This is a genomic window from Nocardioides kribbensis (genome assembly GCF_015070375.1).
Classification (GTDB): domain Bacteria; phylum Actinomycetota; class Actinomycetes; order Propionibacteriales; family Nocardioidaceae; genus Nocardioides; species Nocardioides kribbensis.
Genome location: NZ_JADCLL010000002.1, coordinates 450,254 through 462,555, shown reverse-complemented (window position 1 = coordinate 462,555; position 12,302 = coordinate 450,254). Strand labels below are relative to the sequence as shown.

The following is a 12,302-nucleotide window of genomic DNA, read 5'->3' as shown; positions in this document are numbered from 1 at the left end:
TCCGGGGAGGGGCAGGGTCGAGGGTTCAACCCGAGGAGTCCCATGACCACCATCACCGTCGTCGTCGTCCTGGCCGTGCTCGTGCTGGCCGCCGTCGTGGCCACCGTCGTGCTCGTCGGGCGCCGCAACGCCCGGCTCCAGGAGGTCCGCCTCGAGCAGGCCGGCCAGCTGCGCGGCCAGGCCCAGCGTCAGGGCGGCTCCATCGCCGAGGCCCGCCAGCGGGCGGAGGCCGCCGAGGAGGAGGCCCGCGTCGCGCAGATGCAGGCCGACCGCGCCCGCGAGCGCGCCGAGGCCGCCCGCCACGAGGCCACCGTCGCCGAGGCCCACCAGGAGGACGCCCTGCGCGAGGCCGACCAGCTCGACCCCGACCGGGCCGCCACCCCGGCGCCCGTGACCGGCAGCCCCACCGACCTGCCCGGCGAGCCGGCGGGCGCCACCCCCGCAGCCGGCACGGCCACCGGCGCCCCCGCGACCACGGAGGCCTCCGCGACCTCCGCCACCGCACCGGCCTTCCCGCCGAAGCCGGAGGCCTCCGACCAGCCCGGCATGGCCCCGGTCGAGCCCGGCACCCAGCCCGCCCCCGGCCGCCGCGCCGCCCCCGTGGGCGAGACCGAGCCCGCCGCCGGCCCCGACGCCGGCCAGGGGCGCCACCGCTCCCCCTGAGCCCCGACCGCGGCGCCCGCCACAGCACCATGCGGCCGCCCGGGTCTGAGAGGCTGCCGGGGTGGACGAGCCGAGGCAGCCGACGACCGCCACCGGCGGGTCGCAGGTGCCGGCGGCGACCCGCGCGCTGCGGGTGCTGCGCTTCCTGGCGACCCAGCCCGACCCCGTGCCGCTCGAGCGGATCGCGCGGGAGGTCGGGCTGCCGCGCAGCACGGCGTACCACCTGCTCGCGGCGATGATCGCCGAGGGGTTCGTGACGCACCTGGCCGAGGAGCACCGCTACGGCCTGGGCGTCGCGGCCTTCGAGGTCGGCAGCGGCTACTCCCGCCAGGAGCCGCTGCAGCGCCTGTCGCGACGGGCGCTCGCCGCGCTGGTCGACCGCGTCGGCCAGACCGCCCACCTCGCCGTGCTGCACGGTCGTGACGTGCTCTACGTCGTCGAGGAGCGCGCCCCGGGCCGCCCGCCGCTGGTCACCGACGTGGGCGTGCGCCTGCCCGCCCACCTGACCGCGAGCGGGCGGGCCGTGCTGGCGGGTCTGCCGGCCGCGCAGGTGCGGGCGCTCTACCCCTCGCCCGACGCCTTCGTCGACCGCCACGGCAGCGGTCCCCGCACGCTAGGCGAGCTGCGCGCGGTGCTGGTCGAGACCCGTCGGCGCGGCCACGCCACCGAGGACGGCGAGGTGACCCCGGGCATGGCCAGCACCGCCGCCGCCGTCCTCGACCACAACGGGCACCCGGTCGCCGGCCTGGCCGTCACCTACCCCGCCGGCGAGGTGTCGCCCGCCCTGGTCGCCCGCGAGGTCGGCCGCACCGCCGACCTGCTCACCCGACGCCTGGGCGGACACCCCGCAGCACGCCCCGAGCGACCAGCGGTCGACTGACCTGGGGCCCACCCCGGCCCCGGGCGACCCCCTGGCCGGAGCGCGGCGCCGGCCCGTCGTCGGCGGTCGACGACAGGGACCGCAGGAGGTGTGTCCACGCCGACACGACCGGATCAAGTTACCTACCGGTAGGATTCTTCTCACCCCCCGGAGGGCCTGACGGTCCTGCTCGCTCGGCCCTAGGCTCGCGGGCACGTCACGGCCGCCCCGGGACGTGCTCCGTCGAGGAAGGGCCACCCGTTCCGATGCAGATCTTCGCCATCGTCGTCTCCCTGGCGCTGACCGCCGTCGCCGTCGTGCTGACCGTGAGGGCCGTGCGCTCGATCGTCGCCACGGTGCGGATCGGGCAGCCGACCACCGGTCGCACCGACCAACCGGTCCAGCGCACGCTGACCATGGTCAAGGAGACGTTCCTGCACACCCGGATGCTCCAGTGGAGCGTCGTCGGCGTGATGCACTGGTTCGTCTACCTGGCCTTCATCGTGCTGGGCGCCGCGGTCTTCACGGCGTACTTCCAACTCTTCGACCCCGAGTTCCAGCTCCCGGTCATCGGCCACTTCTTCCTCTACGAGTGGCTCGGCGAGATCCTCGGCGTGCTCGGCACGGTCGGCATCGTCTACCTCGCGATCTACCGCCAGAAGCACCACCCGCGCCGCGAGGGCCGCAACTCCCGCTTCTACCGCTCCACGATGTGGCAGGCCTACTTCGTCGAGGCCATGGCGCTGCTCGAGGGCTCCGCGATCCTCTTCATCCGCGGCGCGGAGTACAACCTCGGCCAGGCCCTCGGCGGCGAGGACGTGGAGAAGTACAGCCGCTTCCACTTCCCGGTCAGCTCGTTCTTCGGCGACGTGCTCTACGGCACCGACCCGGAGACGCTGGAGAACATCATCATCGTCATCGCGATGATCAAGATCGTCCTGGCCATGATCTGGCTCATCGTCATCTCGCTGAACCTCACCATGGGCGTGGCCTGGCACCGCTTCACCGCCTGGCCCAACATCTGGTTCAAGCGCGAGGGCTCCGGCCGCACCGCGCTGGGCGGCGTCAAGCCCCTCACCAGCGGTGGCAAGGTCGTCAGCCTCGAGGACCTCGAGGACCTCGACGAGGACTCCAAGCTCGGCGTCGGCGCCATCGAGGACTTCAGCTGGAAGGGCATCCTCGACTTCACCACCTGCACCGAGTGCGGCCGATGCCAGAGCCAGTGCCCGGCCTGGAACACCGAGAAGCCCCTCTCCCCCAAGCTCCTCATCACCGCGATGCGCGACCACGCCTACGCGAAGGCGCCGTACCTCAAGGCCGCCGAGGGCGACCGCGCCGCGCTGCTGGAGAACGACAGCGCCCTGGCCCTCGAGGTCGAGCGGCCGCTGGTCGGCGACACCGGTGACGACTGGTTCTACAACCCCGACTCCGGCGCCGCCGTGATCGACCCCGACGTGCTGTGGAACTGCACCTCCTGCGGTGCCTGCGTGCAGCAGTGCCCCGTCGACATCGAGCACGTCGACCACATCATCGACATGCGCCGCCACCAGATCCTGGTGGAGTCGAACTTCCCCGCCGAGCTCAACGGCCTCTTCAAGGGGCTGGAGAACAAGGGCAACCCGTGGAACATGTCGCCCAACGCCCGCCTCGACTGGGCCAAGGGTCTCGACGTCGAGGTCAAGGTCGTCGGCGAGACCATCGAGTCGCTCGACGAGGTCGACTGGCTGTTCTGGGTCGGCTGCGCCGGCGCCTACGAGGACCGCGCGAAGAAGACCACCCGCGCCGTCGCCGAGCTGCTCGACATGGCCGGCGTCTCCTTCGGCGTGCTGGGCAACGGCGAGACCTGCACCGGTGACCCCGCCCGGCGCGCCGGCAACGAGTTCGTCTTCCAGGGCCTGGCCCAGCAGAACGCGGAGACGCTCAAGGAGTACAAGGTCAAGAAGGTCGTCTCGACCTGCGCCCACTGCTTCAACACCCTCAAGAACGAGTACAAGGAGTTCGGGGTCGAGCTCGAGGTCGTGCACCACACCCAGCTGCTCAACCGGCTGGTGCGCGAGGGGAAGCTGACCCCGGTCAAGGAGGGCGCCGGCGCGCAGAAGCGCTCCATCACCTACCACGACCCCTGCTACATCGGTCGCCACAACGGCGTCTACACGCCCCCGCGCGAGCTGCTCCAGATCCTGCCCGGCGCCGAGGTCGTCGAGATGGAGCGCAACTCCGAGCGCTCCTTCTGCTGCGGCGCCGGCGGCGCGCGCATGTGGATGGAGGAGAACATCGGCGAGCGGATCAACATGAACCGCACGAACGAGGCGGTCGAGACCGGCGCCGACCAGATCGCCGTCGGCTGCCCCTTCTGCCGCGTCATGCTCTCCGACGGCCTCACCATGAAGCAGTCCAAGGGCGAGGCCCGCGAGGAGGTCGAGGTCCTCGACGTCGCGCAGATGCTGCTGGCGTCGGTCAAGGGCGAGCAGGCCACCAAGCTGGCGCCCGGTGCGGGCGCGGCCGCCGCTCCCGCGGTTGCGGCCCAGGCTGGCGGCACCACGACCCTCGAGCGCCCGGTCGAGACCAAGGCCGAGCCCGGGGCCGGCGACGAGACCATCACCGACGACACGGTGGTCGAGACCCAGGACGTCGGACCGCTGGCGAAGGCCAGCGGGGGCTCGTCGCTCTTCGACAGCCCCGAGGCCGCGGCCGCCGACGACAAGCCGGCCGGCGCGACCCAGGGCGCCTCGCTCTTCGACACCCCCGCGACCGCTGCCCCCGGCAAGTCCGTGCCGGCCGAGGCCAAGGCCGCCGAGCCGACCTCCGCGGGCGGCTCGCTCTTCGACCTCGGCGGCGACCAGCCGGCGGCGAAGACGACCCCCGCCGAGGACGCGCCGTCCACCAGCGGCTCCACGTCCGGCGGCTCCACGTCCGGCGGCTCTACGTCCGGCGGCTCGCTCTTCGACCTCGGCGGCGACCAGCCCGCCGCGACGCCGGCTCCGTCGCAGGAGGCGCCCGCGGAGAAGCCGGCCGACCCGCCGGCCGTCTCGTCGGGCGGATCGCTCTTCGACATCCCGGCCGACGAGCCGGCGGCGAAGCCCGCGGCGGCTCCCGAGGCGAAGGCCGACCCGGCCGCCGCCTCGCCCGCCGCGACGGAGCCGGCTCCGTCGGCGGCTCCGACGCCGAGCACCGACCTCGGAGCCGGTGGCTCGCTCTTCGACATCCCGGCCGCTGAGCCCGCCCCGGCGAAGCCGGCCGCGAGCGCCCCGGTCGAGACCTCCGAGCCCGAGACCGCTGGGCCCGAGGCCGCTGAGCCCGAGGCGCCGGCGGCGCAGGCGACGGCCGCTCCGGTCGAGCCGGCCGCCCCGGTCGAGCCGGCCGCTCCGGTCGCCGGCCTGGGCTCGGGTGGGTCGCTCTTCGACATCGCCGCTCCCGCGTCGCGGACCAGTGCACCGGCCGCTCCCGTCGCGTCCGAGGCGGCCAGCGCGACCCCGGCCGACAGCACGAGCGAGACCCCGGACGCACCGGGCGAGGACGCCGCCGCCAGCAGCGCCCCCGCGGAGAAGCCGGCACCGGTCGCCCCGGCAGCGCCGGCCGCCCCGGCGGCCTCGGTCACCCCGCGGGCCGGGATCCCGGAGGGCGGCTCGCTCTTCGACATCGAGGCTCCCGAGCCCGTCGCGGCCCCGCAGCCGCCGACGGCCCCGAGCGCGGTCGGCACGGCGTCCGAGGACACCTCCGCGGACACCTCCGGGAGCACGGTGGCCGACGAGGCCCCGGCCGCGACGCCGGTCGCGGAGGACACCTCCGCGGGAGCGGCCCTGAGCGCGGCGGCCACCCAGGCCGCCGCCACCGACGACGCCCCGGCCCAGCCGGAGGCCGAGGCGATCGTGGCCGAGACCGACGACGCGACGGACGACGCCGAGGAGCAGGCCGAGCAGGCCCTGGCCGACGCCGAGGACGACGCGGCGCAGGACGAGCCCGCCCAGCCCGAGAGCGAGAAGCCCCAGAGCGCGGATCCCGAGGACGAGAAGCCGAAGGCGGCGAGCAACGGCGCGGCCCACACCCCCCGCACCGACGCCGACATCTCCGGGTCGAGCTCGCTCTTCGACCTCTGAGTCACCCGCGGCGAGCGCCGCACCCCCGTGGCCCGCACCGACCCGTCGGTGCGGGCCACGTGCTTTCTGGGCCCGGACCCGCCGGCCCAGGGGACGGGGGCACGACGGCGACGCTCGACGGCAACCATCCGTTCTCCGGACGCGTCCCAGCGGCGATGACGACCTCGCGCCCCTCCCTCCCCGCCGCCCACACCGCCGGGGTGGATCGCGCCGCCCGCGCGGGCCGCACCGCCGCCCTCGCCGTACTGATCCCCGCCTCCCTGAGCCCCCTCCTGCTGACCCTGGTGGCCCTCGTGCTCGGACGCCTCCCCTGACCCGCTGACCGCACCGGTCTCGAGCCCGGGCCGCGGCCGGCGGCCGGGGCGGGGCCGGCGGCCGGGGCGGGGCGGGCGGCCGGGCCGGGGCCGGCGGCCGGGGCGGGGCGGGACGTCATGCGAAGGGTGGATCGCATCCACTCCTCGCATGACGCTCTCCCCCGGCGGCCGGGAGCGCCCACCCGCACCCCGGCCCCCACCACCGCCCAAACCGCGCAATTGCGAGGCTGAGCACCACCCCGACCACACGATTGCGCGATCCACGCACCCCACCGGCCCGAGCGACAGTCCCGACCGCGCAAAGCCTCCGACAGACGAGTCGCGGCGACGCCGACGCACCCCGCCCCTCGCGCCCCCGCCACCGCTCAATCCGCGCAATTGCGCGGCTGGGCACCATCCCCCGCACACGATTGCGCGATCCACGCACCCCACCGGCCCGAGCGACAGTCCCGACCGCGCAAAGCCCCCAGCAGGCGAGTCCACCGCGACCGACGCACCCGCACCCGCACCCGCACCACCACCGCCCAACCCGCGCAATTGCGTGGCTCGGCACCCCCGCCCCCACGATGGCGCGATCCACGCACCCCACCGGCCCGACCGACAGTCCTGACCGCGCAAAGCCCCCAGCGGCCGAGCCGACGACACCGACCACCGCGCGCCGACCCCGCCCCCGGCACCCGGCACTGGCCCCAGACCCCCGGACCCCCGCCATCGCTCGACCCGCGCACTCGCACGGCGACGACGGCCAGCACCGACCATGCGCGCAGGACGCACCGCCCGCCCCCCTCTGGAGGCAGCCAGACGCACCCAGACGCACCGCGGCCCGCGCCGACGGAGGTCGACGCGGGCCGCGGGCGGGGCGGGGCGGTTCAGCCCTGCGGGTCCTCGGGGACGACGACGGGGCGCAGACGCGCCCACGCCAGGAAGACCGCGCCGACGACGAGCATCGCGATGCCCGCCCACAGGTTGGCGTTCCAGCCACCCGTCTTCTCGGTCTCGGGGTCTCCGAAGATGCCCATGAACGTGAGGATGACGCCGTAGATGCCGATGAGGGCACCGATGATGTTGCGGATGTCGAAGGCACCCGCGGTGTGCTGGCTCCGGGCCATGACGATCTCCGATCAGGTGGGGGTCAGAAGACCACGTTGAGGACGACGACGAGGGCGAGCGCGAGGCCGGCGAGCGGCATGGTGCGCTGGTACCACGGGTGCGACGCCTCGTCGGGGTCGACGAGGTCTTCGCGGGGGGTCTCGGAGTAGACGAGGCCCTTGAGCTCGGCGTAGGGCTTCGGCTTGGTCATCGAGGTGACGACCACGCTGACCACGATGTCGACCACGAAGGCGGCACCGGCGGCCACGAAGGAGGCACCCTGGCCGCTGAGGGGCAGGACTCCGATGCTCAGCGAGCCCAGGGTGCCCTCCGACAGGAAGGCGACGACGACGGCCGCCAGGGTGCCCGACACGAGGCCGGTCCAGCCGGCCGTGGGCGTCATCCGCTTCCAGAACATGCCGAGGATGAAGGTGGCGAAGAGCGGGGCGTTGAAGAACCCGAAGAGCGTCTGCAGGTAGTCCATGATGTTGGAGAAGCTCGCCGCGAGCTGGGCGGTGGCGATGGCGATCGCCGTGGCCGCGACCGTGGCCCAGCGTCCGACGCGCAGGTAGTAGCCGTCGGAGCGGTCCTTGACGACGTAGCGCTCCCAGAGGTCGAAGCTGAGCACGGTGTTGAAGGCCGAGATGTTGGCCGCCATGCCGGCCATGAAGGCCGCCAGCAGACCGGCGATGGCCACGCCGAGCAGGCCGTTGGGCAGCACGTCGCGCATCAGCAGGATCAGCGAGTCGTTGTACTTCACCGTGCCGTCGGCTCCGCCCGCCACCGTCTCGCCGGCCTTGGTGCGCGCGATGTCCGAGACCAGGACGGCGGCGATCATGCCGGGCAGGATCGTGATGAAGGGGATGAGGATCTTGGGGAAGGCGCCGATGATCGGGGTCTTGCGGGCCGCCGAGATCGAGTTGGTGGCCATCGCGCGCTGGACCTCGACGAAGTTGGTCGTCCAGTAGCCGAAGGACAGCACGAAGCCGAGACCGAAGACGATGCCGATCACCGAGAGCAGCTCGGAGTCGAAGCCGGTCAGCGCGGTGCCGGGCCAGGAGTTGAGCTGCTCGGCGGCCGAGGGGGCGTCGCCCTTGCCCGCGGCCTCGGTGATGCCGGCCTTGAGCCCGTCCCAGCCGCCGACGCGGTTGAGCCCGATCAGGGTCAGCGGCAGCAGCGCCGCGACGATGACGAAGAACTGGAGCACCTCGTTGTAGATGGCCGCGCTCAGCCCGCCGAGGGTGATGTAGGAGAGCACGATGACCGCGGCGACGACCAGGGCGAGGGTGAGGTTCCACCCCAGCAGGGCCTGGATGATGCTGCCGAGCAGATAGAGGTTGATGCCGGCGATGAGCAGCTGCGCCACGGCGAAGGAGACCGCGTTGACCAGGTGGGCGCCGGTGCCGAAGCGGCGCAGCATGAACTCGGGGACCGAGCGCACCTTCGAGCCGTAGTAGAACGGCATCATCACGACGCCCAGGAACAGCATGGCCGGGATGGCCCCGACCCAGAAGTAGTGCACCGCCGGCAGGCCGTACTGCGCACCGTTGGCCGACATGCCCATGATCTCGACCGCACCGAGGTTGGCGGAGATGAAGGCCAGGCCGGTCACCCAGGCGGGCAGCGAGCGGCCGGAGAGGAAGAAGTCCACCGAGTCGGAGACGTTGCGGCGGGCCACGACGCCGATCCCGAGCACGAAGGCGAAGTAGATGGCAATGAGCAGGTAGTCGACGAAGTGGGCTGAGATCAGCGTGTCGCCGGCCATCGCCGTGGGGGCGGAGATCGACATGCAGCGTCCTTTCGGGGATGAGCAAACCTGCTGAACATACGCCCGGCCGTGCCGACCAGCGCCACCCCCTCGGGTGACGGCGTCAACCATCAGCGCCACGACGACGTCATCTGATGTCGCCATGCCCTTGCCATGACGTCACTGTGATGTCATGGTGGTGCGCATGGACCTGACCCCGTACGTCGACAGCCTCCGCCGCGACCTCCTCGCCGCGGCCGACGCCTCGGGCGAGGAGGCCCGTGCGCTGGCCCAGCGGCTGGGCCACGCGCTCGACCCGGCCGCGCGGCTCGCGCTCATGGAGGCCATCTCCCACGCGGCGGCCCAGATCACGGCAGAGATGCCGGTCGGCGGCGTCGACGTACGCCTCGACGGGCGGGAGCTGGCCTTCGTCGTCGACGCCACGCCCCCCGCGCCGCTGCTGCCGCCGGCCCCGCCCGCATCCCCCGCGCCGCCGGCCCCGCCCTCGGAGGAGCTCGACGACGCGGCGGTCTCACGGGTCACGCTGCGACTCCCGGAGCCGGTCAAGGCGCGCGCGGAGGAGCTCGCCGCCGAGGCCGGGCAGTCGCTCAACACCTGGCTCGTCCACGCCGTACGACGAGCCACGCAGCAGCCCTCCGAGCCGCTCGACCTCACCAGCACCGCCCACCCCGGCGCCCAGCCGGGCCCCGGGGGCGGGCCGGTCTTCACCCGCCGGCCCGGCAGCCGCCGGCTTACCGGCTGGGTCTGACCGCACCCCCACGACGCCGCGCGCCGACGGCCCACGAGACGCGCGACGCCCCATCCCCGCCACCCCGCACACCCCCCGCTCGCCGCGCCGTGCGTCATGCGACCCGTAGAAGCGCATCCACCCTCCGCACGACGTCCACCGCCCCACCCCGCACACCCCCCGCTCGCCGCGCCGTGCGTCATGCGACCCGTGGATGCGCCTCCACCCTCCGCACGACGTCCACCGCCCCACCCCGCACACCCACCCGCTCGCCGCGCCGTGCGTCATGCGACCCGTGGATGCGCCTCCACTCTCCGCATGACGTCCACCGCCCCACACCGCGCACCGACCCACCCCGTGCACCACCCGCACCCCGACCACCCAGGAGCAGCCATGAGCAGCACCCGCGAGCACCGCCTCGACGTCGACGGACCCGTCGACCTCGTCGTCCGCAACCCCCGGGGCGTCGTCACCGTCAACGCCGTCACCGCGACACCCGCAGCCGCCGGCGACGCCGAGCCGGTCACCGTCTCGGTCACGGGCCCCGCCCCCGACACCGTCGACGTCCGCTCCGAGGACGGCCGGGTCGAGGTCGCGGCACCCACCGGGCGCAGCGCCGAGGGCCACTACCACCTCACGATCCGCGTGCCGGCCGGCTCCCGCCTGACCGCGCGGCTCGGCTCCAGCGAGCTGAGCGCCGTCGGCCCCCTCGCCACCGCGACCGTGCAGGGCGCTTCGGGCGACGTGACCGTCGAGGACCTCGCCGGGGCCTCCCGCGTCGAGACCGGCTCCGGCGACGTCCGGCTCCCACGCTGCGCCGACGTCACCGTGCAGTCGGGCTCCGGGGACGTGGAGCTCGGACGGGTCGGCGGCGCGGCCCAGGTCTCCACCGGGTCGGGCGACGTCACCGTGAAGGCCTGCACCCACGAGCTCGTCGTGAAGACCGGCTCGGGCGACCTCCACGTCGGCAGCCTCCAGGGGGCGCTCTCCTTCAGCACCGCCAGCGGCGACCTCACCGTCGAGCGGGCCGAGCACGGCTCGGTCTCCGCGCGCAGCGCCTCGGGCGACGTGCACGTCGGCGTGCCCGCCGGCCTCCCCACCTGGACCGACGTCGGCTCCGTCAGCGGCGAGGTCGCCTCCGAGCTCGAGGCGGTCGGCGAGCCGGCCCCGGGCCAGGACCACCTGCTCGTGCGCGCCACCACCGTCTCGGGCGACGTGCGCCTCTCACGGCGCTGAGGCCGGAACCGACGCCGCGCGCCGAGCGCTCGATCCTGCCCCTGGGTCAGCCGCGAGCGTGGCACGAGCCGACCCCGACCGGCCGACCTAGACCGGCCGACCCCGCCCTGATCAGCCCACCAGACCAGCCCACCCTGACCAGCCGGCCCGACCCCGCCGTTCCGAGGCGGCCCACACCCGGCACCTCCCAGCGACCGAAGGACCCACCATGAGCTACCCGCCCAGCATCCACCGCGACGAGGCCCGCCAGGTCGTGGCCGACCGCGTCGCCCGTGCCGACGAGCGCCACCTGCCCACCGTGCCGCGCCGCCGCCGACTCGCCCGCGGCCTGCGCCGCGTCGCCGACGCCCTCGACGCCTGACCGTCCACCGAAGGCCCCCCAGGAAGCCCACCGGACGCACGTCCGGCGCACGCCCCCGGCCCCACGCACGACCCGACCCCGCGGCCCGATCGACCGGGGCCGGCACCGGGCGGGTCAGGAGCGCATCGCGACGCCCTCGCGCCAGTAGCCCATGAAGGCCACCTGGCGGCGGTCCATGCCGAGGTCGCGCACCATGACACGGCGCAGCCCGGTGACGACCTTCGACTCCCCGGCGATCCAGGCGTAGACCGCCTGCCGGTCGGCGGCCGCCCGCTCCGAGCGACGCGCGCCCGGCCCGCCGGCCCCGCCCCCGCCGTCCTCGGCGACGACCTCGCCGGAGGAGGAGTACGTCGGGGTCTCCCACAGGTCGGGGTCGACCTCGTCGACCTCCACCTGCCCGATCGGCACCACGGGCGACTCCAGGCAGGCCAGCACCTCGCGCTGCAGCGCCACCCCGCGGGGCGCGCCGTCGCGGGGCAGCCAGGTCAGCTCGACGCCGGCCGGGCGCGGCAGGTCCTGCACGTCGGCGGCGCAGGGCACCTCGACGAAGGCGTGACCCTCGGCGTCGGCGTCGAGGCCCGCGAGGATGCCCGCGACGGCCGGCACGGCGGTCTCGTCGCCGACGAGGAGCACGCGGGCGCCCGGCGTGGGGGCGAACTCGATGCCGCCGTAGGCCACGCCACGGCGCGGGGCGAGCACGACGGCCCGGTCGCCGACGCGAGCGCGCGAGGCCCAGCGAGCGCCGGGGCCGAGCGGGTGCTCGCCGTCGGGGCCCTCGTCGTGGAGCACGACGTCGACGACCAGGCGGGTGTCCTCGCCCTCGCCGACGATGTCGCGGATGGTGTAGGTGCGCATGTGGCCGCGCTCGGCCTGCGGCAGGGCCTGCCAGGCGGCGTACCAGCCGCTGTCGGCGGCCTCGAAGGACGGCAGCGGCCCGTCGCCGTCGGGCAGGACGAGCTTGAAGCGCTGGTCGAGCAGCGGGCCGTCGACGCCGAGGTCGGCCAGCGCAGGTGCGCCGAGCTCGAGGCGCACGAAGCTGGGCGAGAGCCGCTCGACACGGCGCACGGTCACCGTCTCCAGCAGCATCGGCAGCGCCGTGCGCGCGGTGGAGGTGGCTGTGGCCATGGGGTGCTCCCGGAGCGGTCGAGATGAGGTAAGGCAAACCTTACCTGACGCCGCGACGGGCTG

Annotated in this window: 10 protein-coding genes; 7 read left to right on the top strand and 3 right to left on the bottom strand. The window is 74.4% G+C overall.

The features are described 5' to 3' along the window. The first annotated feature begins 42 nt into the window (after nt 1-42). The 4 genes from IR170_RS07750 to IR170_RS07735 all read left to right on the top strand — a co-directional run bounded on the left by IR170_RS07750 (nt 43) and on the right by IR170_RS07735 (nt 5,933). Nucleotides 43-663, top strand: coding sequence for a hypothetical protein (locus IR170_RS07750; protein ID WP_193661902.1), 621 nt, complete (start codon nt 43-45; stop codon nt 661-663). 61 nt (nt 664-724) lie between these two features. Further along, entirely contained in the window at nt 725-1,543 is an 819-nt protein-coding gene (locus IR170_RS07745; protein ID WP_193661901.1) for an IclR family transcriptional regulator, read from the top strand. Nucleotides 1,544-1,788: 245 nt separating this feature from the next. Continuing rightward, nucleotides 1,789-5,619, top strand: coding sequence for a heterodisulfide reductase-related iron-sulfur binding cluster (locus tag IR170_RS07740; RefSeq protein ID WP_193661900.1), 3,831 nt, complete (start codon nt 1,789-1,791; stop codon nt 5,617-5,619). A 155-nt stretch (nt 5,620-5,774) separates the two neighbouring features. Further along, a complete protein-coding gene (locus IR170_RS07735) occupies nt 5,775-5,933 on the top strand; it encodes a hypothetical protein (protein WP_193661899.1) in 159 nt (52 codons plus the stop codon). Between the two features lie 869 nt (nt 5,934-6,802). Here the strand turns inward: IR170_RS07735 and IR170_RS07730 are convergent. Both IR170_RS07730 and IR170_RS07725 read right to left on the bottom strand, forming a co-directional pair. Next, entirely contained in the window at nt 6,803-7,042 is a 240-nt protein-coding gene (locus IR170_RS07730; RefSeq protein ID WP_056864913.1) for a hypothetical protein, read from the bottom strand. 23 nt (nt 7,043-7,065) lie between these two features. Next, a complete protein-coding gene (locus tag IR170_RS07725) occupies nt 7,066-8,787 on the bottom strand; it encodes a sodium:solute symporter family protein (protein ID WP_193662112.1) in 1,722 nt (573 codons plus the stop codon). A 187-nt stretch (nt 8,788-8,974) separates the two neighbouring features. On the opposite strand from IR170_RS07725, the gene IR170_RS07720 reads away from it, so the two are divergent. The 3 genes from IR170_RS07720 to IR170_RS07710 all read left to right on the top strand — a co-directional run bounded on the left by IR170_RS07720 (nt 8,975) and on the right by IR170_RS07710 (nt 11,114). Beyond that, complete coding sequence (locus tag IR170_RS07720; RefSeq protein WP_193661898.1) at nt 8,975-9,538, top strand: pilus assembly protein HicB; 564 nt, start codon at nt 8,975-8,977, stop codon at nt 9,536-9,538. Nucleotides 9,539-9,910: 372 nt separating this feature from the next. Then, nucleotides 9,911-10,753, top strand: coding sequence for a DUF4097 family beta strand repeat-containing protein (locus IR170_RS07715; RefSeq protein ID WP_193661897.1), 843 nt, complete (start codon nt 9,911-9,913; stop codon nt 10,751-10,753). Between the two features lie 208 nt (nt 10,754-10,961). Continuing rightward, entirely contained in the window at nt 10,962-11,114 is a 153-nt protein-coding gene (locus IR170_RS07710; protein ID WP_193661896.1) for a hypothetical protein, read from the top strand. 114 nt (nt 11,115-11,228) lie between these two features. On the opposite strand, the gene IR170_RS07705 is transcribed toward IR170_RS07710, so the two are convergent. Continuing rightward, nucleotides 11,229-12,239: a siderophore-interacting protein gene (locus tag IR170_RS07705; protein ID WP_227488782.1), complete on the bottom strand. Its 1,011-nt coding sequence runs from the start codon at nt 12,237-12,239 to the stop codon at nt 11,229-11,231. Between the last annotated feature and the right edge of the window lie 63 nt (nt 12,240-12,302).

Coding starts and splice junctions, on each gene's coding strand:
- IR170_RS07750 (WP_193661902.1), top strand. CDS start 43: ATGACCACCATCACCGTCGTCGTCGTCCTGGCCGTGCTCGTGCTGGCC.
- IR170_RS07740 (WP_193661900.1), top strand. CDS start 1,789: ATGCAGATCTTCGCCATCGTCGTCTCCCTGGCGCTGACCGCCGTCGCC.
- IR170_RS07735 (WP_193661899.1), top strand. CDS start 5,775: ATGACGACCTCGCGCCCCTCCCTCCCCGCCGCCCACACCGCCGGGGTG.
- IR170_RS07730 (WP_056864913.1), bottom strand. CDS start 7,042: ATGGCCCGGAGCCAGCACACCGCGGGTGCCTTCGACATCCGCAACATC.
- IR170_RS07725 (WP_193662112.1), bottom strand. CDS start 8,787: ATGGCCGGCGACACGCTGATCTCAGCCCACTTCGTCGACTACCTGCTC.
- IR170_RS07720 (WP_193661898.1), top strand. CDS start 8,975: ATGGACCTGACCCCGTACGTCGACAGCCTCCGCCGCGACCTCCTCGCC.
- IR170_RS07715 (WP_193661897.1), top strand. CDS start 9,911: ATGAGCAGCACCCGCGAGCACCGCCTCGACGTCGACGGACCCGTCGAC.
- IR170_RS07710 (WP_193661896.1), top strand. CDS start 10,962: ATGAGCTACCCGCCCAGCATCCACCGCGACGAGGCCCGCCAGGTCGTG.
- IR170_RS07705 (WP_227488782.1), bottom strand. CDS start 12,239: ATGGCCACAGCCACCTCCACCGCGCGCACGGCGCTGCCGATGCTGCTG.